A 26,637-nucleotide genomic window follows, 5' to 3' on the forward strand; every position below is an offset into this window, starting at 1 on the left:
ACGGGCGCCGGGACCGTCGGGAGGGGCAGCGTGGTCTCGGTCTGGGTTGTCTGGTCGGTCACGGCGTGTCCTTCATCAGCGGGTGAACTCAACAGTCGTCACAGCAGGTTGGGCAGGAGCATGAGCGCCCGGTCGGCGACCGCCAGGCCGAGCGCGCTGAGCAGCGGTACACCGACGACCCAGGTGTGCGGCCTGCCCCAGCGGGCGTGCGCCCAGGCGAGGGCGGCGGCGGCCAGCACGAGCGCCTGTCCCCACAGCACCAGCGCGAGCCAGGCGGACTGTCCGAGCGCCATCGGCTTCTCGTCCTCCGGCAGCGCGCCGGCGGCGACGGCGGGGGCCGGGGTGGGCTGCACGTCGGAGACCAGGTCGGCGTCCACGCGCAGGATGCCGCGAGGCATGAACGGGGTGCCGTCGGCCGTGACGAGCGTGATGCGGCCGCGGCCGTTCTCCGGCGGGGGCGGCTGCGGGTCGCCGGCCCGGCGCGGGCCGATCACCTTGTAGGTGTGCCTGCCCTGGCCGGTGGTGACGGTGAACGTGTCGCCGGTGTTCAGCTCGTCGAGGTGCCGGAACGGACCGCCGTAGGTGGCCTGGCGGCCCAGGACGACGCTGGTGCCGGACTGGCCGGGCAGCGGGGTGTCCCGGCGGTGGCCGGGGCCGCGCGCCAGGTCGTCGGCGGTGGTGCCCTCGCGGACGACCTCGCGCAGATCCAGCGCGGGGATCTCCAGGAGCGCCACCAGGTCACCGGGCGCGGGGACCGTGCCGCCGCCCGCGGAACGCCCGATCGGCGCGGTGCCGTTGGCCAGGGCGAGCCGCAGCGCGGCGTGGTCGACCTGCCGGTCGCGGGACTGGCGCAGATCACCGAACAGGCCGGCGTCGGCGACGAGGCCGAGGAGCAGCGCGGCCAGGATGCTCAGCGCGGCCCCGGCGACGCGCAGGCCGGGGCCGGCCGCCGGGCGGCGTGCGGGCCGGTCCCGGCCGGGCAGGGGAGCCGACGTGCGGTCGGCTGCCCCGGGCCCGGCCGGGGCGGTGGTGGGTGCCGTCATCCGATCTTCACCGCGGCGGAGGTGGCGGTGCCGGTGGAGTAGGCGGTGCGCTTGGCCTTCACCCTGACGGTGAGCTTGTGGCCGCGGTCGGATCGGGTGGCGATGTAGGTGGAGCGGGTGGCGCCGCTGATCGCCCGGCCGTCGCGCAGCCACTGGTAGGTGTACGAGGTGGCGCTGGGCGACCAGCTGCCCGGCCTGGCGGTCTGCTTGTAGCCGACCCGGTGGGTGCCGGAGATCGACGGCTTGACGACGTTCTTCAGCGCCGGGCCGACGGCGACCGGGCCGACCTGCGGGCTGGTGGAGGTGGTGCTGCCGGTGCTGTTGGTGCCCTTGGCCCGGCAGGCGATCCTGTGCTTGTAGTCGGCGGAGGTCAGCTTGCGGGTGCGCGCGGTGGCGCCGCTGATGGTGGTGCCGTCCCGCAGCCAGGAGTACGCCACCGAGCTCGCGCCGTTGAAGGTCACCGCGCAGGTGACCGTCGAGGCGACCTTGACCGTGCCGGTCACCTTGGCCGCCGAGACGACCGCCGGGGGCTTGATCTTGACCTTGTAGGTCAGTTCCACGGACTCCGAGGCGCCGTACGCCGGGTCGGCCGGGGTGAAGGCGGCCTTCAGCTTGTGGGTGCCGACGGCGAGGGTGCTGGTGGTCAGGGCGGCCTTGCCGGCGGTGACGGTGACGGGGCCGCCGAGCGCCTGGCCGTTGTCCCGGAACTGGACGGTGCCCGTGGCGGCGGCCGGGGCGACGGTGGCGGTGAGGGTGACCGGCTTGCCCTCGACGACCTCGGTGGCGGGGCTCGCGGCGAGGGCCGTGGTGGTGGCCGCGGCGGGCGCGGTGTCCTGGTAGGCGGTGTTGCCGGTGAACCAGATCGGCGCGGTGAACTCGCCGTAGGTCGCCGAGCCGAAGGCGCCGCGGCAGGTGAGCGTGAAGTCGTAGCGGCCGGCCAGGGTGTCGAACCCGGCGGTGCTGGCGTAGTCGCGCATGGTCGAGGTCAGCGGCACCACGATGCCGCCGCTCGGAGCCCCGGCGTAGGCGCTGATCGGCGAGTTGCCGACCACGACCTGGCCCTCGGCGGGGAAGCCCTGGCCCTTGACCCCGACGATGACGTTGGTGGCCGGTGCGGGGCAGGCCGCCGACGTGGTCAGCGACATGCCCTGGGTGTCCGAACCGGAGTGCGGAGTCACCTCCATCGAGCCGATGGGGTCGGCCTCGGCGCCGCTCGTGCCGAGTGCGAGCGCACCGGCGGCGAGCACGGTCACGAGGGTGGCCGCCAGGGGGCGGCGTACAGCCTTGGCATGCATGGTGTGTCGTCTCTCCAGTGGTTGTCTGGGCGTTGTCGCGGTGCCGGGCCCCCGGCCCACCGGCAGATGCCCTGGTGGGCCGGGGTGCCGGACTCAGAGGTGCGTGCCGCCGGTGCCGGGGAAGTCCTCGCGGGGACGGGAGCGGCGGACCAGGTAGAGGCCGCCCAGGACCATCGCGGCCGACAGCGCGCCGAGGCCGACCGCGTTGCTGCCGGTGGCCGCTAGCGAGCCACCGCCGCCGCCCGAACCGCCGCCGGAGGCACCGCCGTCGACCTCGGTGGAGATGTCCTGGGAGCCGTCGCCGCCGTCCGTGGTCGTGTCGTCGGTGGGCGGCGTGGTGTCGTCGGTGGGGAAGCCGGTGTCGGTCGGCTCACCCGTGTCGGTGGGCTCGCCGGTGTCCGTGGGCTCGCCGGTGTCCGTGGGCTCACCGGTGTCGGTCGGCGTGGCCGAGCCGCTCGGGGTGGTGCTGGTGGTGTTCGACGGGGTGGGGTCGCCGGTCGCCCCGGACGGGTCGGAGTCCTGGTACGCGGTGGTGGAGGTGAACCAGACCGACCCGCCGAAGTCGCCGTGGGTGTCGCTGCCGAAGGCCTCGCGGCAGGTCAGGGTGAAGTCGTAGCGGCCCTTCAGGTTCTCGAAGCCGGCGATCTTCGCGTAGTCCTGCATGGTCGAGGTCAGCGGCACCTGGTAGCCGCCCGCCTCGTTCGCCGGGTAGGCGCTGACAGGCGAGTTGCCGACCACGATCTGGCCCTCGGCGGGGAAGCCCGTGCCCGTCACCCTGACGATCACGTTGGTCGCGGCGGCCGGGCAGGCGGCCGAGGTGTTCAGCGTCATGCCCGACGTGTTCGTGCCCGTCTTCGGGACGACGCCCAGCGTGCCGAGCGAGACCTGCGCCTCCGCGGCCGAGGCCTGCACGGCGGTCGCGGCCGTGACGAGCAGCCCCGCCGTGCCGACGGCGGCGATCAGCGAGCCGACGCGGGTCGCGGCCGCCCTGGACATCCGGGGTGTGCGAGCTGTGAGGGACACGGGGTTTCTCTCCTAGGCAGTGGTTCGGTCGGTGGGTGGTGGGTGCGCGGTCACTCGGCCGGGGTCCGGCGTCCGCGCAGCCACAGGGCGGCGCCCGCCGCCAGGGCCAGCGCGAACACGCCGAATCCGGCCAGGGACCATGCGCTCGGGCCGCTGTCGGAGGCCGTGGCGGCGGCCTGGGGCTGTGCCGCGCCCTGCGCGGCGACGTCGCCGCCGGGCGGGACGGAGCCGGGTACCGGGATGGCGCCCGACTGCTGGGGCTGCTGCCCCTGCGCCCCGGTCGCGCCGGTGCCCGGGGCCGGGGTGGTGCCGCCGGCCCGGCCGCCGGTGGCTGCGCCGGCCGACGGAGCGGGCGCGGGGGTCCTGGGCGGCGCGACCTCGGTGCCGTTCTCGTACGCCTTGCCGGCCTTCCCCTGCCGGAAGGTCAGCGAACCGGTGAAGTCCTTGATGCCGTCCAGCTCGAAGGGGGCCTCGAGGCAGCTGACGGTGAAGGTGTAGGTGCCGCGCAGGTCGGTGAAGCCGGCCGTGGTGGCGTAGTCCCGCAGGGTGAAGGTGAGCGGGATGGCCGGGCCGCCGCCGGGGGCCTGTCCGTAGGTGGTGATCGGGGCGTTGCCGACGACGATCTGGCCCTCGCGCGGGAAGCCCGCGCCCTTGACGCGGGCGATGACGTTCTTGGTCCTCGCCGGGCAGGGCGCGGCCGCGGTGAGGGTGATGGGCTGGGTGTCGCTGCCCTCGGCGGGGGTGACGCCGAGCTTGCCGCCGTCCGCAGCCCGTGCGTCGCCGGGCGTACCGGCGACGATCATGGTCGCGGCGAGCAGCGCGGCGGCGGCGAGACCGACGGCCTCCCGGGTGCGGCCGCCGACGGGCGCGAGCGGGGCCCGGGCGGCCCGGCGGCGCCGGCTGCGGCGCAGCAGCAGCGCGGCGGTGAGCAGCGCGAGCGCGAGCAGCAGGCCGAGGAAGGCCCAGGGCACGGCGGTGAAGGCCTCGGTGCGGGTGACGCGCGGCAGGACGCGGTGCTCGATGTCGCCCTTCACGGGCAGCGGGTCGACGGTGACCGTCGTCCTGTCGCGGAAGGCGGGCAGCACGCCGGTGGCGGTCGTCCGGAACGTCACGGAGTCGCCGGGCAGCAGCTCGGGCAGGGCGGGCACCTTGCCGACCTTCGCCGAGCCGCCCAGTCCGTCGCGGACCTCGACCTTCTGACGGGCCGCCAGCCGTACGTTGCCGGTGTTGCGGACGGTGTACGTCACCGTCGCGTCGCCCGTGCCGAAGGGGTTGGCGTCGCCGTGGTACCCGGTGCGCAGGTTCTCGACGGACAGCCGGGGCGAGAGCTCGCCGGCCACCCGGAGGTAGACGCGCGCGCCGACGCGCTGGTCGAGGGCGACGTCGTTGCCCTTGGCGTCCTTGGTGCCCGCCGACAGGGAGGCGACGATGCCGCCGACGTGGTCGCCGGGGGTCGCCTTCGCGGGGACGGTCATCGTGAAGGGCACGATCGCGCGGCCGCGGGCGGGGACCTTCACCCGGTTCTCGCGCAGCCGGATCCAGGAGCCGACGTCGTCGGGCCTGTGCTTGGCGGCGAAGAGGTCGAAACCGCCGTCGGCGGTGGTGAACGCGTCCTGGGCGTAGACCCGCAGGGTCAGCGGCTTCCTGCTGTAGTTGACGACCGCGATGTGGTCCAGGACGCGGGCGCCGGGGGTGGCGCCGTAGGAGAAGTTCGGGCGGGCGTCGGGTTTCTTGGCGGCCGAGGGCTGGACGCCGAACGTGACGCGTCCCTCGCCCGCACGTCCCGCGTCGTCCGGTACGGCGTCCGGCGCCGCGGCCGACGCACCGGCGGCCGGCAGGACCGCGAGGACGCAGGCGGCCAGGACGGCGGCGATGCGGCGGGCGGTGCTGGTGATCATGTCGGATCGTCCGTTCTCGGCTGGGGCCTGGCCGGTGGAGCGGGGGTGGGCCGGGACGGAAGTGCCGTCCGTCCCGGCCCGGGCGATGTCCTCAGGGGGTGAGGTGTTCGCCCCCGGCCATCCGGTGAGGGTCAGATGGCCGTGAGGGTGAGCGTGGCGGTGTAGGTACCGGCCACGGTCGAGGTCGGCGCGTCGAGGGCCAGGTCGGCGCCGAGGTGGGCGGTGCCCAGACCGGTGCCGTTGGCCAGCGAGCGGGACGACTTCAGACCGGCCGAACCGGCGTCGCCGGGGGCGACACCGTGCGCGGCGGCGACCGCGGCACCCGGGGTGACCGTCTGGGACGCGCCCTTGTCGATCAGCTTCGGGGACCAGCCGAGGTTCTGGCCGTTGATCAGGTGCGAGCCACCGTCGGAGAAGTCGGTGACCTGGCCGCTGACGCTCCAGCCCGGGTTGCCGGCACGGGTGTCCGTGAGGGTGACCGGGTTGATGGCGCCCGCGGTGGAGAGCAGGTCCCCGTTGCTGTTCAGCTGCGGCGAGGGCAGCGTCACGTGCGGGTTGTCGACGCTGATGACCAGGGCACCGGCCTCGACCGTGGTGGTGATGTCCTCGGACGCGGTGACACCCTGGAAGGCGCCGATCACGTAGGGGACGGCACCGGAGGTGGAGCCGAGGTGGGCGGCGGTGTCCGCGGGGACGAACACGGCCGTGAAGGAGTGGTCGCCCTCACCGAGGCTGCTGGTGGTGAAGGAGGCCTGGCCGCCCACGACCTGGACGGTGCCCAGGGTGGAGGTGGTGCCGCCCACGGTGTCCTGGAACCTGACGGAGCCGGCCGCCGAGGCGGGCGACACCGAGGCCGTCATGGAGACCGGGCTGAACCTGGTGGCCGTACCGGCCGGGGAGACCGCGAGCGCCGTGGTGGTCTGGGTCGCAGGGGCGGCCTCGACGGTGTAGGCGACGGCGGCGGAGGTGGAGCCGTTGTAGCCGGCGCCGGCCGGGGTGAAGACCGCGGTCAGCTGGTGGCTGCCCGCGCCCAGGGCGCTGGTGACGAGCTGGGCCTGGCCGCCGGCGACGGTGACCGGGTTGCCGAGGGCCTGGCCGTTGTCACGGAACTGGACCTGGCCGCCCGCGGCCGCCGGGGCGACGGTCGCGGTCAGGGTGACCGGGGTGCCCGCGGTGACCGGCGAGGCCGGGGAGACCGCGAGGGAGGTGGTGGTGTCGGTGACCGCGGCCGGGTCGGAGTTCTGGTACGTCGTGTTGGACGTGAACCAGATCGAGGCCGGGAAGTCGCCGAGGCTGGTGGCGTTGAACGCGGTGCGGCAGGTGACCTTGAAGGTGTACTTGCCGGTCAGGTTCGTGAAGCCCGCCGTGTTGGCGTAGTCCCGCATCGTGGAGGTCAGCGGGATGATCAGACCACCGCTGGGCGCGGTGCCGTAGCTGCCGATCGGCGAGTTGCCGACCACGTTCTGGCCGCCGGCCGGGAAGCCGGTGCCCGTCACCGAGACGATGACGTTGGTGGCATTGGCCGGGCAGGCCGCCGACGTGGTCAGGGAGATACCGCTGGTGTCCGCACCGGTGGCCGGGGTGACCTCGGCGGTGCCGATCTCGGCGGCCTGCGCGGCCGGAGCCGCGACGATGCCGCCGGCCAGCACGGCGAGGGCACCCGCGATGCCGCCCGCCAGCGCCCGCGAGAGGGTCTTCTTCAGCACTGTCGTGCTCTCCTTCTTACGAAGTTCTCAGAAGTCAGGGGGTCTGCTTGGAGGTGTCGCCGCACTGCGGGCTGGTCGCGAAGCCGTAGGTGTTGATCACCGCGGGCTGCTGGCAGACCAGGGAGTTGCCGCCGACGAAGACCGTGCTCCACGGGGCCGTGGTGAGCTTGGACGTCGGGATCACGTTGTAGACGTCGCGCTTGATCGCGAAGTCGCTGTTCAGCACGTTCGGCGCCTTGTCGTCGATCGTGCCGAGGATCGCGCGGCCACGGAGGTCGGCGATGGTCTGCGACGCCTGCGAGTTGTACTGCGCGATGGAGAACGGGACGATCGACTTGTCGTCGACGACACGGCCGTCGTGCTCCTGCACCGGGCCGTTCTTGTTGTCCTTGACGCAGGGGTAGTTGCCCGAGGTGATGTCGCCCTCGGTGAGGCCGACCTGGCCCAGCCAGAAGCTGCGGGTGCCGGAACCGGCCTGCGGCAGCAGGGGGGTCACGTCGTAGTTCGGGCCGGTGCCCACGTAGTTGGGGTCGCAGTGGTAGATGGCCGTGAGGTCGGTCTTGGAGAGCTTGCGCGGCACGACCGACGACGGCGTGATCGCGTAGGTCACCGCGTCCACGGCGAACGGCACATAGGTCAGGCCGTTGGCGGTGGCCGCCAGGTTCAGGCTGGAGGAGCGGGAGAAGTCCAGGCAGCCGTTGGCGGCTCCCAGGGAGTTCACCAGGGCGGTACGGCCCGCACCCGAGCCGTTCGGACGGGCCATGCTGCAGCCCGTGGCCTTGGTGGTGATGGTGGCGGAGCCCGTGGCGTCGTAGGAGCCGATGACCTTCTGGCCGCCGATGGTGATCGCGTTGGCCAGGCCGTTCATGACGTCCTGCGTGGTGTCGGAACCGACACCGGCCAGCTGACGGTACTGCGGCGGGCCGGACGGGTCGGCCGAGGCCTGCGAGACGCTGAGGGTGCCAGTGACGAGGCCGGCGAGACCCACGGCGGCAACTGCGGCCATTCTCTTGTTCACTTGCTTGATACCTCTCGACTAGGCTTTGCCGGGCGGTGATGCCCGGCGCGGTGGTTCAGGACAGTTCGTTGGCGCGGACCTGTCGGTGGATCGGGCCGGGCATCACCTCTTTCGGACGGCTGACTGTCGGTCCCTGCGCCAGTCGGCCACGGCCAGGGCCAGTCGCGGTACGGCCCTCGGCAGGAGGGGACCGCAGACGGCGGCGGCGAGGCCGGCGACGAGGGCGATCAGGAGGGCGTAGCGCACAGCGCCGAGCGCCCAGGCGGGGGTTCGCAGCAGCGGGCTGCCCGCGGCCGCCGCCGGTGTGGTGGACGGATTCCCGGAGGGGCCGCCGCTCGCGGCGCTCTCGGTGGCGGACGGCGAGGTGCTCGGGTTCCCGGCGCCGTCGGCCGGCCCGCCGCCGGGGCCCGTTCCGCCGGCCGGACCGCCTCCACCGGTGCCGCCGCTGTCGCCGCCCGAACCGCCGTTGCCGCCGGAGGAGTCGCTGCCGGTGGTCGGCTTGTTGGGCGCCTCGGCCCCGGCCCGGCGCACGATCGCGTCGGCGGCCTCGCGGGTCTGGGTGCGCAGCGCGCCGGGCAGGGGGGCGTAGCCCTCGGGGAGGGTGCCCGCCGCCACGCCGGGAATCTGTCCGTCGCCGACCCCGTACCTCAGCAGGGCGGCGTACTCGCCGGCCGCTTTCCTGTCGAGCAGTTCGGGGACGGTCGCGGCGTAGACGAGCTGGGTGAGCGGGTAGGCGGCCCGGCTCCTGGTGGTGGGGTCGGCGACCAGGAATCCGGGGACGCCACTGGGCTTCATGGCCGCCTGGGCGGCCAGCAGCCCGCGGTTGTCGGGGGCGACGAACTCACCGGCCGCGTTCTGGAGCCTCGCCGTGACCAGGCCGTAGCGGGCGGCGGTCGCCGAGTCGGTGAGGGCCAGCATGGCCCGCTTGCCCGCGGGCTGGAGCGGCTCCTTCTTGTAGCCGGGCGGGGTGGAGGTGGCATCCCAGTTGGTGCGGGCCAGGGTGTCGCCGCGCGCGGCGGCGCGGGCCGCGACGTGCAGGTCGCCGGCGTAGGGGTGCTTGTCCTGGATGCACAGCGGTTGCTCCGGATGGTCCTCGAACTGCTGGCAGAACGGGTCGCTCTTGGGGAACTCGCTGCGCGGCAGGGTCATGCCCTCGTAGGCCGGGTTCAGCTTCATGCCCGAGAAGGCGGGGTCGCCGTGGCTGCCCTCGTTGTCGGGGGTGCCGGCCAGGAACTCGGCGGCCGCCGGGTCGCTCTTCACCCACTCCCACAGTGCCCAGGTCGCGTCGGACACCGGCTGGGGCACGAGCACGTCGCCGAGGGCGCCGACGAAGAGGAGGTCCTCGAAGCCTGGGTTGTACTTCAGGAACTCGGGGTCGTGGCCGAGGTTGAAGGGGTTCTTCCGGGTGCTCTCCGCCAGGCGGGAGTTGCCGTCCTGGTACGACTCGGTGAGCAGCTTGGCGACCAGGCGCGCGGTGAGGTTCAGCGACCGCAGCCGGGTGCCGTTGCGGGAGGCGACCTCGTCGGGGGCGTTGAACCCCGCGTGGCTCTCGATGAAGAAGCCGAAGGACAGACCCGACAGGGAGACGGGGGCGTAGACCGGGCGCCGGTCGGCGGGCACCGTGCCGCGGTCGGGCGGGCGGCCGAAGAACACCAGGCTCTGTTCCTCGCCCTGCGTCAGCTGCCCGCGGGCGGTGTCGTCGGTGACGGAGGAGTAGGAGTAGATGGTCCTGCCCGCCTTGGTGCACATCGCGGGCTGCCAGCGCTCCACGGCCTCGCGGACGATCTCGGTGCCGAGCGTGGCCCGCTCCTGCGCGCCCAGCGGGCAGAAGGTGCCGATCCGCTCGAACTGCAGCGGTACGACGAGACGGTGCTTCCAGTTGCTCGCGCTGAGCGGCGACGACTGGAGCATGCCGCCGGACTGGGTGGTGTACGAGGTGCCGTCGACCTCCTTGTCGTTGCGCGGCACGACGACCAGCCAGCACTTGCGTCCCACCGTGGACGACCCGGCGACCTTCTCGCCGCAGCCCAGGCCGGGGGCCTCCATGCCGGTCTGGGCCTCGAACCACACCTCGCCCCTGCCGCTGGGGCCGCTGCGGGCGTAGGGGACCTCGTTGGTGGTGTTGCCGTCGAAGAAGTCGTTCGAGCCGGGCGTGCTGAACACGTCCCCGGAGACCGAGCGGAACGGCATGAAGGACAGGCCCGTCGGGGAAGGGGGCGGCAGCTCCTGCCCGGGGTCCTTCAGCCCGCTGCCGTAGCTGAGCTGGCGGGAGTTGGTGAAGGCTCCGGCCGTCTGGCCGCCGGCGCCCGAGCCGAAGTCCGACGAGCCGCCGAACTGGCACTGCCGGGGGTCGGGGCCACCGCTGCCGTCGCCCCAGCACTGCATGATCTGGAGGTAGTTCGCGGAGTAGTCGGAGGGCGAGATCGTCTGGGCGGCGCCCTTCCAGGACACCTTGACGACCTGGTTGACCAGGTTGCGGGTCTGGCTGACCGTCACCTTCAGGTTCGCGAAGTCGCCCTTGCCCGAGACGGTCACCTCGGAGGAGGTGCCCGCCGCCTCCGCGGGGGCGGGCGCCGAGACCAGCACGGTGACGCCGATCACGGAGCACAGGGTGACCGCCACGGCCGTGGACGTGGTGAGGAAGCGGCACGCCGCGCCGAACACGGCGGACCTGCGGACTGCGGAGATCATGCGCGCCCGCCCCGCCTCAGCCGCCGCCCGAGCAGCGGGGGCCCGACCGTGAGGGCGACCAGCAGCACGCCGGCCACCGCCATGAGGGCCGTGCGGGTGCCCGAGCTGATGCTGCGGGAGGTGCTGACGGGCACGGCGAAGGCGTCCACACCGGTGCCGCCGGCCGCCGCGCCGCCGTCGGCGCCGATGACCTGGCCGGTGTCGGGGTCGACCGTCGCGCCGCCGGTCCCGCCGGAGGCCGCGGTGCCGCCGCTGTCCGCGCCGGTGCCGCCGCCCGTGGTGCCCGCGCCTCCGCCGCCGGTTCCCGCGCCGCCGGTGCCGGAACCGCCCGAGCCGGAGCCGTTGCCGCCGCCCGTGCCGCCGGTGCCGCCGCTGCCGCCGGTCGAGCCGCCCGTCGAGCCACTGGAGCCGCCGCCGACCTGGGTCGGGTCCAGGGCACCGCCCGTGCCGGTCGCGCACTGGCTGGAGCCGCGCTTGTCACAGGACTTGGGGTACGGAGCCGTCTTGGCGAGGGTGTTGCTGCCGTCGCTGGAGAAGGTGGGGTTGTTGCACTTCTTGATGTCGATCCGCTGTGTGTCGACGCCGGGAACCTTGCGGACCTGGTCCAGGCCCGCCTGCACGAGGTTGATCGGCAGCGGCGAGTAGCCGAGGCTGTCCACCTTGCGCTGACCCTCGCACAGGACGTAGTAGGCGAAGGCGCCGAGCGTCTTGCCCTTCTGGGGGTTGAAATTCTGCTCGACCCTGGTCGGAATGATCATGTAGCTGTAGCTGGACAGCGGGTAGGAGCGCGGGTCGCTGCTGTTGTAGACGTCGTCGAGGATCTGGGTCAGGTACTTCGGCGAGCGGGGGTTCTGGTCGATGCGCGCCTTCAGCAGCGCCACCGCCACGTTCTTCGCGGTCGGCTCGACGTAGTACCCGCTCCTGTTCAGCACCTTGGCGACCGGGAACCTGGTCGTGTAGACGGCGTAGGAGTACTCGACGTAGGTGATGGTGCCGACGTTGCCGGGCTGGGAGACGTAACCGGAGACACCGTTGGAGCCGGACTGGCCGACGAAGCCGCTGCCGGAGACGACGGGGTAGTTGGACGTGGCACCGCAGGGCGTGGTGCGGCCCGCGCGGCGGCAGTAGTCGTCCCACAGACCCTGGTACTGCTTGCTCATCCAGGTGGTGAACTGCGCGGTCGTGCCGGAGCCGTCGGAGCGGACCACGGGCACCACCCGGCGGGCGGGCAGCGCGGCGGCGAGCCCCGGGTTGTCGGCCTTGATGGCCGGGTCGTTCCAGGTCTTGATCTGACCGGTGAACATCTTGGCGATCACGTCGCCGGACAGCCGCAGGTTGGTGACCCGCCTGTTGCCGATGGTCAGGTTGTACATGAACGACGTACCGCCGGCCACGATCGGCATGTAGGCGTACTTGCGCGCGGGCGGGTTGTCGACGACCCCGGAGTCCTTGATGCCGTACGGGATCTCGGAGACGGCGTAGTCCACGGTGCCGTTGCGGAACTGGTTGCGGCCGTCGGAGGAACCCGTGCCGTTGTAGGTCAGGTTCATGCCGTACTGCTTGACGTTGGCCCGCCACTGGTCGATCGCGTTCTGGCTCCAGGTGGAGCCCGCGCCCGAGATCGGCACATAGGTCGCCGCGTGCGCGGGCAGGGCGCCGAAGAACAGGGCGGCGAGCAGCACGAGCGCGGTGACGGCCCGCGTACGGACGTGGGTGGACGTGGCCGGAGGTGATCCGGGCATAACGGGGAACTCCTGGTCGGTGATGTCGCGGGTGTGTGCGGGCGGCGGGTTACGCCGGGTTCGGTCCGGACCGGTCGGCGGCCGGCCGGTGCCGTGCGCCGGTGGGCGGGTGGGGGCGCCGGGCGCGCGCGGACATGCGCTCGACGTCGCGCCGGGAGGCCAGTACGCGGCGGTGGCGCTGACCGCGGGTCAGTTCGCCGGGGCCGCGCCCGCCGACCACGCGGGCCAGCACGAACAGCAGCAGGACGAGGGCCATGAGGAGCGCGGCGGTGCCGAACCCCCGGACGATGAAGCTGGGCTGCGGCGAGCGCACCAGGTCGAAGGTGGCCAGCGGCAGCGAGATCTGGGGGCCGTTGAACGGGTCGGCGTTCAGGCCTGCGTTGACACCGGAGGTGAGCAGCACGGGCGAGGTCTCGCCGATGCCGCGGGCGGTGCCGAGGATCACGGCGGTGGTCAGGCCCGAGCGGGCGGTGGGCAGCACCACCGTCCACACCGTGCGCCAGCGGCTCGCGCCGAGGGCGTAGGACGCCTCGCGCAGGGAGCCGGGGACCAGCCTCAGCACCACGTCGGCGGCGCGGATGATGATCGGCAGCATCATCACGCTGAGCGCGAGGGCTGCGGCGAAGCCGGACTTGTCGAAGCCCAGCATCAGGATCACCGTGGCGTAGATGAACAGACCGGCGACGATCGAGGGCAGGGCGGTCATCGCCTCGACGATGGTGCGCACGAAACGCGCGTAGCGTCCGGGCACCTCGTTGAGGAACACCGCGCACGACAGGCCGAGCGGGACGGTGACCAGCAGCGAGACGGCGATCTGCCACAGCGTGCCGACGATCGCGTGGACCATGCCGCCCTTGGTGAGCGGCTCCAGCGGGCCGGTGCTGGACATGTCCTCGGTGAAGAAGTTGAGGTGCACCAGCGCCGAGCGGCCGCGCCACAGGGTGAACGCCACCACCATCACCAGCGCGGTGAGCAGCAGCAGGGCGAGGCTCTGCCAGACGACGGCGGCGACCTTGTCGCGCACGGCCGGCCCGTCCTCGTCGAAGGAGACGAGGGTGGCGTAAAGGCCGAGGAAGCACAGGTACGCGACGACGATGAAGCCGAGGACCGAGTCGAACGGGGCGACCCGGACGAACAGCAGCGCGGTCAGGGCGAGCGAGCCGGCGGCGGCGCCGGCCAGGGCGAGCAGGTCGGAGGCGTGCACGGTCGAGGTGGAGCGGCGCGTCTCCGGGCCGTTCTCGGCGACGGGCAGCACGGTCGCGGGCTGTTCGAGGACGTCGGTGGTCATGGTTCAGGCCTCCGCGCCGGCGCCCGAGCGGCTGCGGGCCGCGATCGAGGACGCGATGAAGTTGACGACGAGGGTCAGGACGAACAGGGCGAGGCCGGCGGCCATCAGGGCCGACATGCCGAAGCCGCTGGACGAGCCGTAGCGCAGGGCGATCAGCGAGGAGACGGAGTTGGCGCCGTTCTCCAGGACGTGCCACTGGATCTTGAACACCGGCGAGATGATCATGAAGATCGCGATCGTCTCGCCCAGCGCCCGGCCGAGGCCGAGCATGGTGCCGCCGATGATGCCTCCGCGGCCGTACGGCAGGACCACCGCGCGGATCATGCCCCACCGGGTCGAGCCCAGCGCCAGCGCGCCCTCCCGCTCGCCCTGGGGCGCCTGGGAGAACGTCTCGCGCATCACCGAGCAGGCGATCGGCGTGACCATCAGGGCCACGACCATGCCCGCGATGAAGGTCGAGGAGGTGTAGGCGGTGGCCGTCTGGAGCGGGTCGCCCGGGTCGGCCCCGTCCACCTGGAAGACCGGGATCCAGGCGAAGTAGGTGGAGATCCAGCGGGAGACCCCGGTCACCTCCCCCTGGAACAGGAACAGGCCCCACAGGCCGAACACCACGCTGGGCACGGCGGCCATCAGGTCGACCAGGCTGATCAGGGTCCGCTTCAGCTTCCGCGGCGCGTACTCCGAGATGTACAGCGCGGTGCCGAGCGCCAGCGGCAGCGCGAAGAGAATCGCCGTCACGCCGATCAGAACCGTGCCGCTCAGGACGGCGGCGATGCCGAAGTTGTGCGAGTCCGGCTCCCACGCCTCGGTGGTGATGAAGTCCCACTGGGCCACGCGCAGCGCCTGCCCCGCGCGGTAGGTGAGGAACACGCCGACCAGCAGCATGATCGCCAGTACTCCGGCCCCGCTGCCGCGCAGCAGGCCCTGGAAGACGCGGTCCACCGGCTCGACGCGGCCGGGTGAGACCCGCCGCGCGTCGTCGGCGGGGCCGGCTTCCGGTCCGGGCTCGGGCGAGGACCCAAGCCTGGGCATGACAACGCTCATCTCACACCCGATCCGGCGCGGCGCGTGACACCGCGGTCCTCGGCGGCGGCCCGGGCCCGGACCGCTCGTTCGTCCTTCGCCCGGGGCGGCGTCGGCTCGGTGAGCTCCGCCACCGGGACCGCGTTCAGGAACTGCCCGAGGTTGTACTGGCAGTCCCGCTGCCGCTGGTACGGCCGTCCGGCGTTCGCGGCGGCACGGCCGTCGATCTCCAGGCGCCAACTCCAGCCACCGGCCGACTCCGTGGTCGTCAGCAGCACCCGGGCGTCCCCGATCCGCTCGCGCAGCGTCAGCAGCGCGGCCCGGCACTCGGCGAACCCGGCGTACATCTCGGCACTGCGGCCCAGCTCACGATGGTTGGAGCCGACGAGCCGCCAGCCGACGCGATCACCCTCCCCCGTCCCCACGGGTCTTCGCTGCGCCCCGCGCACGACGTACAGAAAACGCGACGGAACCATGGAAACCACCCCCTCCCTGTCGCCCCAGGGACTGTTTTCCGCCACCGGCGAAGAACAGCCCAAAGCGCACTGAGAGTCCCGGACCTGTGTACGAGCTGAGCCCACAGATGAGTGAAGGCCGAACGCAGGTGAGATGAACGAGGGGGTTCGCTGCTTGTGGAGATTCCGAGGAGAGCGGCCCGAACCCCACCCACCTCACCCGACAGCGCCCGGACATGGGAATCCCCCGGCGCGGGCGTGCCGCGCCGGGGGATCCGGGTGAGGTGGCAGGGCCGGGAACGGCCCTGGTACCGGCTAGTCGACCTCCGCCACCGCCTCCGCGAACTGGGCCTTGTACAGGCGGGCGTACGCTCCGTCGGCGGACAGCAGGTCCGCGTGGGCGCCCTGTTCGACGATCGAGCCGTTCTCCATGACCAGGATCGTGTCGGCGTCGCGGATCGTGGAGAGGCGGTGGGCGATGACGAAGGACGTGCGGCCGTGGGCGAGTTTGGACATGGCCTTCTGGATGAGGACCTCCGTGCGGGTGTCCACCGAGGACGTCGCCTCGTCCAGGACCAGGATCACCGGGTCGGAGAGGAAGGCCCGGGCGATGGTGACGAGCTGCTTCTCGCCCGCGCTGACGCCCGTGCCCTCGTCGTCGATCACCGTGTCGTAGCCGTCCGGGAGCGTGCGGATGAAACGGTCCGCGTGGGCCGCCCGGGCGGCCTCCTCGACCTCACCGCGGGTGACCTCCCGCGAGGCCCCGTACGCGATGTTCTCCGCGATCGTGCCGCCGAACAGCCAGGTGTCCTGGAGGACCATGCCGATGGCGGACCGCAGGTCGTCGCGGGACATCCCGGCGATGTCGGCGCCGTCGAGGGTGATCCGCCCGCCGGACACCTCGTAGAACCGCATCAGCAGGTTGACCAGCGTGGTCTTGCCCGCGCCGGTCGGCCCGACGATCGCGACCGTCTGCCCCGGCTCGACCTTCAGCGACAGGTCCTCGATGAGCGGCTTGTCGGGGTCGTAGCGGAAGGAGACCTCCTCCAGCGCGACCCGCCCGCGCAGCTCCTGCGGCCGCCCGCCCGCCACCGGGTCCGCCGACTGCTCCGGCGCGTCCAGCAGTTCGAAGACCCGCTCGGCGGAGGCGACGCCCGACTGCACGAGGTTCGCCATCGACGCGATCTGCGTCAGCGGCATGGAGAACTGGCGGGAGTACTGGATGAACGCCTGCACGTCGCCGATCGAGAGGGAGCCGGACGCCACCCGCAGACCGCCGACCACCGCCACCAGCACATAGTTGATGTTCGACACGAACATCATCAGCGGCTGCATGATCCCGCTGTTGAACTGCGCCTTGAACCCGGCCTCGTACAGCGCCTCGTTCTGCTCGGCGAACTGCTTCGCCGACTCCTGCTGCCGACCGAACACCTTCACCAGCGTGTGGCCGGTGTACATCTCCTCGATGTGCGCGTTCAGCTGGCCCGTGGTCCGCCACTGCTGCACGAAGTGCGGCTGCGACCGTTTGCCGACCCGGGTCGCCACGACGAACGACAGCGGGACGGTCACCAGCGCGACCAGCGCCAGTATCCAGGACACCCAGAACATCATCGCCAGTACGCCGATGACGGTGAGCACCGAGTTGATCAGCTGTCCCATCGACTGCTGGAGGGTCTGCCCGATGTTGTCGATGTCGTTGGTGGCCCGGCTGAGCACCTCACCGCGCCGGCTCTTGTCGAAGTACGACAGCGGCAGCCGGGACAGCTTCGTCTGCACATCCTCGCGCATCCGGAACATGGTGTTGTTGACCGACCGGTTGACCAGCCGCGTCGCCACCGCCATCAGCAGGCCGGCGGCCAGGAACACCCCGAGCGCGATCAGCAGCACATGCCCGACGGCGGTGAAGTCGATGCCCTCGCCGGGGGTGAAGTCGGTGCCGCCCAGCATGTCGGCGACCTCGCCGTCGCCACGCTCGCGCATCCCGTCGAGGACCTGCTCCTTGGTCTGCCCGGGCTCCATCTCCCGCCCGACCAGTCCCGCGAACACCAGGTCGGTGGCCGTGCCGAGGATCTTCGGACCGGCCACCGACAGCCCCACGCTGACGATCACGCACAGCAGCAGCAGACCGATCGTCAGCCGTTCCGGGCGGAACTGCCCGACGAGCCGCTTGAACGACCCCTTGAAGTCCAGCGAGCGCTGGTCGGGGCCGCCGCCGGCCATCATCCGCCCCATGGGCCCGGCCATCAGGCGGCCTCCGCTTCCGTCAGCTGGGAGAGCACGATCTCCCGGTAGGTCTCGTTGTCCGCCATCAGCTCGTGGTGGCGGCCCTCACCGACCACGCGGCCCTCGTCCAGCACGACGATCCGGTCCGCGTCCCGGATGGTCGCCACCCGCTGGGCCACGATCACCACGGTCGCCTCGGCCGTCTCCCGGGACAGCGCGGCCCGCAGGGCGGCGTCGGTGGAGTAGTCGAGCGCCGAGAAGGAGTCGTCGAACAGATAGATCTCCGGGCGCTGCACCAGGGTGCGGGCGATCGCCAGGCGCTGACGCTGACCGCCGGAGACATTGGTGCCGCCCTGCGCGATCGGCGCGTCCAGACCGCCCTCCAGCGCCTCCACGAACTCCTTGGCCTGCGCCACATCCAGCGCCTGCCACAGCTCCGCGTCGGTGGCGTCCGGATCGCCGTAGCGCAGATTCGTCGCGACCGTGCCCGCGAACAGGTACGGCTTCTGCGGCACGAGGCCGACCACCCGCGCCAGCACCTGCGGGTCCACCCCGGCCACGTCCTCCCCGTCGACCAGCACCCGGCCCTCGGTGACGTCGAACAGCCGCGGCACCAGCCCCAGCAGGGTGGACTTGCCGCTGCCGGTCGAGCCGATCACGGCCGTGGTCTGGCCCGGCCGGGCCACCAGGTCGACATTCCTGAGCACCGGCTCCTCGGCGCCCGGGTAGCGGAACCCGGCGCCACGGATCTCCAGATGCCCGTGCCGGCGCAGCTCGCGCACCGGGTCCGCCGGCGGCACCACACTGCTCTCGGTGTCCAGGACCTCCTGGACGCGCTCGGCACAGACCTCGGCGCGCGGCACCATCATGAACATGAAGGTGGCCATCATCACGGACATCACGATCTGCATCAGATAGGCGAGGAACGCCGTCAGATCGCCGATCTCCATGCCGCCGCTGTCGATGCGGTGCGCGCCGAACCACACCACCGCGATCGACGACAGGTTCACCACCGTCATCACGATGGGGAACATCAGCGCGAGCAGCCGGCCGGTGCCCAGCGACATCTCGGTCAGCTCGGTGTTGGACTTCCGGAACCGCTGCTGCTCGTACTCGTCGCGGACGAAGGCGCGGATGACGCGGTTGCCGGTGATCTGCTCGCGCAGCACCCGGTTCACCGTGTCCAGCCGCTCCTGCATGGACCGGAACAGCGGCCGCAGCGCCCGCACGATCAGCGTCACGCAGATGCCGAGCACCGGCACCACCGCGATCAGCACGGCGGACAGCGGCACGTCCAGGCCGAGGGCCATCACGATGCCGCCGACGCACATGATCGGCGCCGACGCGAGCAGCGTGAACGCCATCAGGGCCAGCATCTGCACCTGCTGGACGTCGTTGGTCGTCCGGGTGATCAGCGAGGGGGCGCCGAAGTGGCCGAGCTCGCGCGAGGAGAAGGACTGGACGCGCTCGAAGACGGCGGCGCGCACGTCCCGGCCGAGCGCGGCGGCCGTGCGGGCGCCGTAGTGGACGGCGCCGATGTTGCACACGATCTGGACCATCGAGATGGCGATCATGAGCGCGCCGAAGCCGAGGATGTAGCCCGTGTCCCCGTGGACGACACCGTTGTCGATGATGTCCGCGTTGAGGGTGGGCAGGTAGAGGGTGGCGCACGTCTGGAGGAACTGGAGCAGCACCAGCAGGGCGATGGGTTTGCGGTAGGGACTGAGATAGGTCCGCAGAAGTCGTATGAGCACGTCGCTTCTCTCGGAGTCGGCGGGGTCCGGCGATGGGGGCGAATGGTTGCCCCTGGCCCCTATCGTCGAACACCGCACCCGCGTTACCTCAACCGATTAATGTCCCGGCGCGCCGCGGTCCGTCCCTTACTGCCGGAACGCCCCGGGATGCGTCTGCTCCCGCACCGACACGAACTGCTGGCGCACCGCCTGTCCCACGGCCAGGTCGTCGCCCGGGTCGAGCACCTGGCCGGCCGCGCCCTGCCACGGCGGCGGGGTGCGCGGGTCGAGTGTGCCCTGCGACACACCGAGGGCCCAGGCGGCCTGCCGGGCGGCGCCGATCGCGGCGTAGTCGGCCGGCTGCGGCACCACGACCCGTGCCCCGAACAGCGCGGGCGCGGCCGCCTGCACCGCGGGCAGCTCGGCGGCGGGGCCCAGCAGGAAGATCCGCCGCACCTCCACGCCCCGGCCGCGCAGCACGTCCAGGGCGTCGGCGAGCCCGCACAGCATGCCCTCGAAGGCCGCCCGCGCCAGGTGCTCCGGGCGCATCGCCTCGCGCCTGAGGCCCGCCAGGGTCCCGGCGGTGTGCGGCAGATGCGGGGTGCGCTCGCCCTCCAGATAGGGCAGCAGCACCAGCCCGTGCGCGCCGGGCGTCGACTTCATCGCCAGGTCGGACAGAGCCTCGAGATCGGGCAGCCCGAGCAGCTCGGCGGTGCCCCGCAGGGCCCGTACGGCGTTCAGGGTGGTCACCACCGGCAGATGCATCCCGGTCGCGTCGGCCAGCGAGGTGATCATCCCGGTGGCGTCGTGCAGCGGCTCGGGGTGCACGGCCATCACCGAGCCGGACGCGCCCAGCGACACGACGGCGTCGCCGAACCCCACGCCCAGCCCGAACGCGGCGGCCATGGTCTCGCCGGTCCCGGCCGAGATCAGCAGGCCCTCCGGCGTGGTGCCGGCCGCCTCGGCGGGCCCGATCACCTCGGGCAGCATCACCTGGTGACCGAGCGCCAGCTCCACCAGATCGGGCCGGTAGGCGCCGGTCGCCGCCGACCAGTAGCCGGTCCCGGAGGCCCCGCCCCGGTCGGTCGTCCGGCGCGCCGGACGGCCCAGCAGCTGCCAGACCAGCCAGTCGTGGGCCTGCATCAGCCCGGCGGTGCGCAGCGCGTTGTCCGGCTCGCTCCTCTGGAGCCAGCGCAGTTTGGTGATCGCCTGCGCGGCGGTGGGGACACTGCCCACCGCCTGCGACCATGCCTCGCGGCCGCCGAGCGCGTCGGTCAGGTCCGCGGCGGCGACCTGGGCGCGCTTGTCGCCGCCGACCATCGCCGGGCGCACGGTGCCGCCCTGCGTGTCCAGCGGGACCACGGCGTTGGCCTGCGAGGAGACGCCGATGGCCTGGACGCCCTCCAGCAGCCCGCCGCCGGCCGCCTCACCGAGGGAGAGCAGCCAGACCTGCGGGTCCACGTCACTGGGGCGTGTGTCATCGGCGCCCTCCACCGGGTGAGGGGCGTACCCCTGCCTCAGTACCGACCCGGTGTCCGTGTCACAGACCACGATGCGCGTGAAATCGGGTGAGCTGTCCAACCCGGCGACTATCCCCATGAGTGAGATTTTGCCGTACGCGGGCCGCATCGGCGTTCACAGGATCAGGTGTTGCTCGTGCCCCAGTCGTCGTCCTCCGGGAAGCTGCCGTTGCGGTCCCTCAGATGACGGACCCGGGCGGCCACGGAGGCCGGGATCCGGTCGCCCACCTTGGTGCCCACCGCGTGGAAGGCCTTGCCGGTGAACTCGCGGCCCTGGTGCGCGGCGGTCTCCGCGGTGTTGCGGACGGCCGGGTTCTGGGCGACCCGGCGGGCGGACTTCTTCAGCTGTTCGTAGCGCTCGCGCCCGGCACGCGTGCCCAGCACGTAACCCGCGGCCAGTCCGGCGACGAACGTGAGCTTGTAGCGCATGGCGGAGCCACCCTTCCGTGGTGGTGGAGAACCGATTGGCGGAGCACCCCCCTGCTTGCGCTAATGTATGTGTCGCAGCGAGCGAGCGCCCCCTGGCGAATACCCAGGTAGGTACGTTCGATGCAACGAGGCATTCCTCCGTAGCTCAATTGGCAGAGCAGCCGGCTGTTAACCGGCAGGTTACTGGTTCGAGTCCAGTCGGGGGAGCTCGGTCCTCCGTAGCTCAATTGGCAGAGCAGCCGGCTGTTAACCGGCAGGTTACTGGTTCGAGTCCAGTCGGGGGAGCATCGTGAAGAGGACCCCTCCGGGGTCCTTTTTCATGTCCGGTTCGGGCCGGGTGGAACCGCCGCAGCCAGGGCGGAGTCTCCATGGTCACGAAGGCAGCAGGAAGCCGACCATCCGGAGCAGGAGATCGTATGAGCGGCTATGCTGCGGCAGACGGCGCGCACACATGTACGCGACACGCCGCTATGGGGCGGTAGCTCAGCCGGTTAGAGCAGCGGACTCATAATCCGTCGGCCGTGGGTTCGAGTCCCACCCGCCCCACCGCAAGCCTGCCGTGCAGGAACGTTAGTCCAGATATCCCCGCAGCTGGTCCGCGAACGCGTGGTCCCTCAGCTTGTTCAGGGTCTTCGACTCGATCTGCCGGATGCGCTCCCGGGTCACCCCGAAGATGCGGCCTATCTCCTCCAGCGTGCGCGGCCGTCCGTCCACCAGGCCGTAACGCAGCTGGACCACCTTGCGCTCCCGCTCCCCCAGCGTCGACAGCACCGCCTCCAGGTGCTCCCTCAGCAGCAGGAACGCGGCCGACTCGACCGGGGAGGCGGCGTCGCCGTCCTCGATCAGGTCGCCGAGCGCCACGTCGTCCTCCTCGCCGACCGGCGCGTGCAGCGAGACCGGCTCCTGGGCCAGGCGCAGCACCTCGCCCACCCGCTCGGGCGCCAGGTCCAGTTGGCCGGCCACCTCCTCCGGGGTCGGCTCGTAGCCGCGCTCCTGGAGCATGCGGCGCTGCACGCGCACCACACGGTTGATGAGCTCGACGACATGGACGGGCACCCGGATGGTGCGGGCCTGGTCGGCGAGGGCGCGGGACATGGCCTGGCGGATCCACCAGGTGGCGTAGGTGGAGAACTTGTAGCCGCGGGCGTAGTCGAACTTCTCCACGGCCCGGATCAGCCCGAGGTTGCCCTCCTGGACCAGGTCGAGCATGGTCAGGCCGCGGCCGACGTACCGCTTGGCGACGGACACCACCAGGCGCAGATTCGCCTCGATGAGGCGGCGTTTGGCCATCCGGCCCATGACGACGAGCCGGTCGAGGTCGAGGGCGAGCCGGGTGTCCAGGTGGGGGGTGCTGAGCAGCTTCTCCTCGGCGAACAGGCCGGCCTCGACGCGGCGGGCGAGGTCGACCTCCTCGGCGGCGGTGAGCAGCGGGATGCGGCCGATCTCCCGCAGGTACTGGCGGAACAGGTCCGAGGACGGCCCGCTGGTGTCGGCGCGCGCGGGAGCCGGTTCGGCGGGCTCGGGGGCCTCCGCCGCCTGCAGCGCCCCGGCGGACGGTTCGGGCGGCTCGGACGCCGGCTCCGGGCCGGCCTCGGGCCGGAGCGTGGCACGGCCCTGCGGCGGTACGGCGACGAGCATGCCGCCGTCGGGGCCGGGCTCCGGCCCGTCGGTGTCGGTGTCGTTCTGGACGAGGGTCTGGGTCTGCACGGGGGCGACCTCCAGGGTGATCGCTGCGGAGTGGCACGGCAGCGCTGCTTCGGGGGCGGAGTCGGCGGCCTCGCCGCTGTCCGTCCCGTCCGCGATGAGCGGAATCGCGGGGGTGGGGGACCCGTCGGGGACGGATCGGCCGCGCTCCGGGGACTCAGGCACCGGGACCCAGTGTGGGGTAAGACACATCGCCGCCACGAGGGGCGTGCGAGGACTTTTTGGGACCGGTCCGTGACCGCGTGGTTACCGTGACGGCAAACCGGGGTGCCGACGCCCCCGCTGATCTGGCACGATCCCCCGGTGTCCGGATCCTTGTACGAAACCCATGTCACGGTCCGCTGCGACGGCTCCGCCGAGTCCGCGCGGCTCGACGGCTGGGCGGCCGCGGCCGGCCTGAAGCTCACCCGCATCGAACTGGCCCGGGGCCGGATGCGGGTGCAGCCCATGCTGACGCTGACCGGCTCGCCGTCGTACGCCGCCGCCGCGGCGGACGCCGAGCGGGTGGTGGCCCGGCTGCGGGCGGACGGGTTCGTTCCGGTCCGGGTGAAGACCGAGTCGGCGCCGTGGGCGCCCGAGGTGCCCCAGCGGCCCTGCGCGGCCCCGCGGTACTTCGAGCACCACGTGAAGCTGCGGCTGCCCGCCGGTGCCGGCCTCGACGCGCTGGCCGCCCTGGTCGTGCCGCACGGCGCCCATCTGTCGTGGAACGCCCGGCGCGTCCTCGGCGGCGGCCGGCACGAGCGGTTCGTCACCCAGCGCTGCCGGGACGTGGACGCCGAGGGCGCGGGACATGCGCTCGACGCGCTGCTCGCCGCCCTGGACGGACACGAAGTGGTCGACGTGGAACGGGAGTTCGTGCTGTACGACAGCGACCTTTCGGTCGACGACGGCTGGATCGAGGACGGGACGGCGGCACGGGAGGTGCGGCGATGAGCAGGTCATGGCGGAAGTGGTCCCTGTGGAACAAGGACGTGCCCAGGGAGGAACTGGACGACAGGACCCGGCGCGATCGCTCGTTCCCGCTCACCCTGCGGACCGTGCCCGGCAAGGGGGTCAGCCAGCAGCTGGTGTTCGACCCGGCCATGAAGCACCACCGCAACGGCTATCGCGCCACCGACCCCGCCTTCGCCGACCCGGAGCGCACCGACGCCTGGCGCACGGCCCGGCGCCGCGCGCTCGGCCTGGTGCTGTCGGCGGTCGCGGACTCCGAGTGGGTGGAGTCCCTGGTGCTGCGCGGCAGCGTCCTGATGGCCCTCTGGTTCGGCGAGGCCGCCCGTGAGCCCGGTGACCTGGACTTCGTCGTCGTACCGCACAGCTGGGGCATCGACGACGAGCGGACCGCGCGGATGTTCGAGGGGATCGCGCGGGCCGCCGAGGAGGCGTCCGGGGACGGCGTCCGCGTCCACGCCGAGGGCGCGGTCGTGGAGGACATCTGGACCTATGAGCGGGTGCCGGGCCGCCGCATGGTGCTGCCCTGGAGCGCGCCGGGGCTCCCCCACGGCCATGTCCAGCTCGACTTCGTCTTCAACGAGCGGCTGGCCGAGGAGCCGGAGCCCGTCGAGCTGCCGGGCGGCGCCGTCCTCCGGGCCGCGACACCCGCGCTGTCCCTGGCGTGGAAGATGATGTGGCTGCTCAACGACGCCCACGCGCAGGGCAAGGACCTCTACGACGCCGTCCTGCTCGCCGAACGGCACCCCCTGCGCTACGAGCTGTTGCACAAGGTGTTCGAACTGTCGGGCGAGTGGCCCTATCCGCAGCAGCGGTATGTCACGTTCGACGATGTGACCGAGCTGGTGCGGTACGTCGAGTGGGAGCACTTCGCCGTCGAGTACCCGCGCCACGCCGACGCCGAGGCGGAGTTCACCGGCCGGCTCGTCCGGGCCGTACGTCCCGCCTTCGAGGAGGGGGAACGGTCACAGGGCGCCGGCCCCGTGCTCCCGTAGCGCCTGGTCATACTGCTGGAGCACCCACAACTCGTTCTGTACGGCGGCCAGTTCGGCCGGGTCGCCGCCGGCGGCCAGCCGGGTCAGCCGGGACTGGACGTCCCGGATGCGCCGCTCCACCGCGCGGCGGCGGACCTGGACCAGCACCATGCCCGCGTACACCTCGTCGACCGTGCGGCGCATGATCGCCTCGACGGCCAGCTCGGTGACCATCGCGCGGACGGTGTCGTCGGGGGCGGCCTCGCGGACCTGGACCAGATACTGCTGCGGGTCCGGAACGCCGTACTCGGCGCCGCCCGCCTCGATGATCGCCAGCCGCACGGCCGCGTAGGGCGCCGCGGTGAACTCGTCCACCCCGTAGGCGTCGAAGGCCGGGGAGACCAGGTCCGGGCGCTGGAGGGCGAGCTTGAGCAGCTCGCGCTCGGTGGCGTAGACGGGGTTGCGCAGGTTCAGCGCCGGGCCGGCGGGCGCGGCGGGGGCCGCCTGCTGGATCTGCCCGCCGCGCTGCCGCTCGGGGGCCGGGCCCCGGCCGCCGCGGTCACGGGCCCAGCGGGCCAGCTGGCCCACCCGCTTGACGACGAACTGCGTGTCCAGGATGCCGAGCATCCCGGCGAGCTGGACGGCGACCTCGTGCTGGGCGCCGCTGTTCTTGATCCGGGCGACGATCGGCGCGGCCTCGTCCAGGGCGGCGGCGCGGCCGGCCGGGGTGTTCAGGTCGTAGCGCAGGACGATCTGGCGCAGCGCGAACTCGAAGAGAGGGGTGCGCGGTTCGGCCAGGTCGGCGACGGCCTCGTCGCCCTTGGCCAGGCGCAGCTCGCAGGGGTCCATGCCGTCGGGGGCGATGGCGATGTAGGTCTCGGCGGCGAACTTCTGGTCGTCCTCGAACGCGCGCAGGGCGGCCTTCTGGCCGGCCGCGTCACCGTCGAAGGTGAAGATCACCCGGGCCGAGCCGTTGTCCATCAGCAGGCGGCGCAGGATACGGATGTGCTCGCCGCCGAAGGCCGTGCCGCAGGTGGCGATGGCCGTGGTCACCCCGGCGAGATGGCAGGCCATGACATCGGTGTAGCCCTCGACGACGACGGCCCGGCTGGACTTGGCGATGGGCTGCTTGGCCAGGTCGATGCCGTAGAGGACCTGCGACTTCTTGTAGATCGGGGTCTCGGGGGTGTTGAGGTACTTCGGGCCGTTGTCCGCCTCGTACAGCTTGCGCGCGCCGAAGCCGACGACCTCGCCGCCGATGTCGCGGATGGGCCACATCAGCCGGCCGCGGAAGCGGTCGATGGGGCCGCGGCGGCCCTCCTGGGACAGGCCCGAAAGGATCAGCTCCTTGTCGGTGAAGCCCTTGCCGCGCAGGAAGCGGGTGAGGTGGTCCCAGCCCTGGGGGCTGTAGCCGACGCCGAAGTGCACGGCCGCGGCCTGGTCGAAGCCGCGCTCGGCGAGGAAGATCCGGCCGGTGTCGGCCTCGGGGCCGGTGGCGAGCTGCTCCGCGTACCACTCGGCGGCGATCTTGTGCGCCTCGACCAGGCGGATGCGCTCGCCGCGCTGGTGGGCGGGGTTGTAGCCGCCCTCCTCGTAGCGCAGGGTGATGCCCGCCTGGCCGGCCAGGCGCTCGACCGCCTCGGAGAAGGTGAGGTGGTCGATCTTCATCACGAACGTGATGGTGTCGCCGCCCTCCTGGCAGCCGAAGCAGTGGAAGAACCCCTTGCTCGGGCTGACCTGGAAGGACGGCGACTTCTCGTCGTGGAACGGGCACAGCCCCTTGAGGTTGCCGCCACCCGCGTTGCGCAGCTGGAGGTACTCGGACACGACGGCGTCGATGGGAACCGCGTCCCGTACCGCCTTCACGTCCTCGTCATTGATCCGTCCTGCCACGAGGAGATTCTACGGTGAGGGACTGACACAC

General features: G+C 72.2%; 19 protein-coding genes and 3 tRNA genes. 5 read left to right on the forward strand and 17 right to left on the reverse strand.

Features of this window, described 5'->3' with window-relative positions; all coding sequences use genetic code 11:
* Positions 1–98 precede the first annotated feature (98 nt).
* From ACZ6SQ_RS06030 to ACZ6SQ_RS06100, 15 genes are all read right to left on the reverse strand, one after another.
* Positions 99–1,043: a sortase gene (locus ACZ6SQ_RS06030; RefSeq protein WP_469557129.1), complete on the reverse strand. Its 945-nt coding sequence runs from the start codon at positions 1,041–1,043 to the stop codon at positions 99–101.
* Positions 1,040–2,338, reverse strand: coding sequence for an Ig-like domain-containing protein (locus ACZ6SQ_RS06035; RefSeq protein WP_469557131.1), 1,299 nt, complete (start codon positions 2,336–2,338; stop codon positions 1,040–1,042). Before ACZ6SQ_RS06035 ends, ACZ6SQ_RS06030 begins: the two co-directional genes overlap by 4 nt.
* A 93-nt stretch (positions 2,339–2,431) precedes the next feature.
* Positions 2,432–3,361, reverse strand: a complete 930-nt coding sequence (locus tag ACZ6SQ_RS06040) for a hypothetical protein (RefSeq protein WP_469557132.1) — start codon at positions 3,359–3,361, stop codon at positions 2,432–2,434.
* A 50-nt stretch (positions 3,362–3,411) separates the two neighbouring features.
* The gene (locus tag ACZ6SQ_RS06045; protein WP_469557134.1) at positions 3,412–5,259 is read right to left on the reverse strand and encodes a hypothetical protein; all 1,848 of its coding nucleotides are present in this window, start codon (positions 5,257–5,259) and stop codon (positions 3,412–3,414) included.
* 131 nt (positions 5,260–5,390) lie between these two features.
* Entirely contained in the window at positions 5,391–6,965 is a 1,575-nt protein-coding gene (locus tag ACZ6SQ_RS06050; RefSeq protein ID WP_469557136.1) for an Ig-like domain repeat protein, read from the reverse strand.
* A 34-nt stretch (positions 6,966–6,999) separates the two neighbouring features.
* On the reverse strand, positions 7,000–7,971 hold the full coding sequence (locus ACZ6SQ_RS06055; protein ID WP_469557138.1) for a hypothetical protein: 972 nt from the start codon (positions 7,969–7,971) through the stop codon (positions 7,000–7,002).
* Positions 7,972–8,085: 114 nt separating this feature from the next.
* Positions 8,086–10,674: a hypothetical protein gene (locus ACZ6SQ_RS06060; protein WP_469557140.1), complete on the reverse strand. Its 2,589-nt coding sequence runs from the start codon at positions 10,672–10,674 to the stop codon at positions 8,086–8,088.
* Positions 10,671–12,416: a phosphate ABC transporter substrate-binding protein PstS gene (pstS, locus tag ACZ6SQ_RS06065; RefSeq protein ID WP_469557142.1), complete on the reverse strand. Its 1,746-nt coding sequence runs from the start codon at positions 12,414–12,416 to the stop codon at positions 10,671–10,673. Before pstS ends, ACZ6SQ_RS06060 begins: the two co-directional genes overlap by 4 nt.
* A 49-nt stretch (positions 12,417–12,465) precedes the next feature.
* Entirely contained in the window at positions 12,466–13,704 is a 1,239-nt protein-coding gene (gene pstA, locus ACZ6SQ_RS06070; protein WP_469557144.1) for a phosphate ABC transporter permease PstA, read from the reverse strand.
* Positions 13,705–13,707: 3 nt separating this feature from the next.
* Positions 13,708–14,736 (reverse strand): phosphate ABC transporter permease subunit PstC, encoded by a 1,029-nt coding sequence (pstC, locus tag ACZ6SQ_RS06075; RefSeq protein WP_469557146.1) that lies wholly within the window; start codon positions 14,734–14,736, stop codon positions 13,708–13,710.
* Positions 14,737–14,744: 8 nt separating this feature from the next.
* Positions 14,745–15,152 (reverse strand): YegP family protein, encoded by a 408-nt coding sequence (locus ACZ6SQ_RS06080; RefSeq protein WP_469557148.1) that lies wholly within the window; start codon positions 15,150–15,152, stop codon positions 14,745–14,747.
* Between the two features lie 345 nt (positions 15,153–15,497).
* Entirely contained in the window at positions 15,498–17,426 is a 1,929-nt protein-coding gene (locus ACZ6SQ_RS06085; protein WP_469557150.1) for an ABC transporter ATP-binding protein, read from the reverse strand.
* Positions 17,426–19,159: an ABC transporter ATP-binding protein gene (locus ACZ6SQ_RS06090; RefSeq protein WP_469557152.1), complete on the reverse strand. Its 1,734-nt coding sequence runs from the start codon at positions 19,157–19,159 to the stop codon at positions 17,426–17,428. The genes ACZ6SQ_RS06085 and ACZ6SQ_RS06090 overlap by 1 nt, the downstream gene beginning before the upstream one ends.
* 126 nt (positions 19,160–19,285) lie before the next feature.
* Positions 19,286–20,737: an FGGY family carbohydrate kinase gene (locus tag ACZ6SQ_RS06095; protein ID WP_469557154.1), complete on the reverse strand. Its 1,452-nt coding sequence runs from the start codon at positions 20,735–20,737 to the stop codon at positions 19,286–19,288.
* Between the two features lie 44 nt (positions 20,738–20,781).
* A complete protein-coding gene (locus tag ACZ6SQ_RS06100) occupies positions 20,782–21,087 on the reverse strand; it encodes a YtxH domain-containing protein (RefSeq protein ID WP_386381273.1) in 306 nt (101 codons plus the stop codon).
* Positions 21,088–21,221: 134 nt separating this feature from the next.
* On the opposite strand from ACZ6SQ_RS06100, the gene ACZ6SQ_RS06105 reads away from it, so the two are divergent.
* The 3 genes from ACZ6SQ_RS06105 (at position 21,222) to ACZ6SQ_RS06115 (ending at position 21,633) form a co-directional block, all read left to right on the forward strand.
* Positions 21,222–21,294: transfer RNA gene (locus ACZ6SQ_RS06105), tRNA-Asn, on the forward strand.
* A 5-nt stretch (positions 21,295–21,299) separates the two neighbouring features.
* Positions 21,300–21,372: transfer RNA gene (locus tag ACZ6SQ_RS06110), tRNA-Asn, on the forward strand.
* Between the two features lie 187 nt (positions 21,373–21,559).
* Positions 21,560–21,633, forward strand: a tRNA-Ile gene (locus tag ACZ6SQ_RS06115).
* 24 nt (positions 21,634–21,657) lie between these two features.
* Here ACZ6SQ_RS06115 and ACZ6SQ_RS06120 read toward each other — a convergent pair.
* Positions 21,658–22,956 (reverse strand): RNA polymerase sigma factor, encoded by a 1,299-nt coding sequence (locus ACZ6SQ_RS06120; protein ID WP_469557157.1) that lies wholly within the window; start codon positions 22,954–22,956, stop codon positions 21,658–21,660.
* A 138-nt stretch (positions 22,957–23,094) separates the two neighbouring features.
* On the opposite strand from ACZ6SQ_RS06120, the gene ACZ6SQ_RS06125 reads away from it, so the two are divergent.
* Positions 23,095–23,724 (forward strand): hypothetical protein, encoded by a 630-nt coding sequence (locus tag ACZ6SQ_RS06125; RefSeq protein WP_469557158.1) that lies wholly within the window; start codon positions 23,095–23,097, stop codon positions 23,722–23,724.
* Complete coding sequence (locus ACZ6SQ_RS06130) at positions 23,721–24,734, forward strand: nucleotidyl transferase AbiEii/AbiGii toxin family protein (RefSeq protein ID WP_469557160.1); 1,014 nt, start codon at positions 23,721–23,723, stop codon at positions 24,732–24,734. Before ACZ6SQ_RS06125 ends, ACZ6SQ_RS06130 begins: the two co-directional genes overlap by 4 nt.
* Here the strand turns inward: ACZ6SQ_RS06130 and dnaG are convergent.
* Complete coding sequence (gene dnaG, locus ACZ6SQ_RS06135; RefSeq protein WP_469557162.1) at positions 24,705–26,606, reverse strand: DNA primase; 1,902 nt, start codon at positions 26,604–26,606, stop codon at positions 24,705–24,707. The two genes, ACZ6SQ_RS06130 and dnaG, sit on opposite strands and share 30 nt — an antisense overlap.
* Positions 26,607–26,637: the final 31 nt, after the last annotated feature.

The sequence above is a fragment of the Streptomyces sp. NPDC048600 genome, from assembly GCF_055587025.1.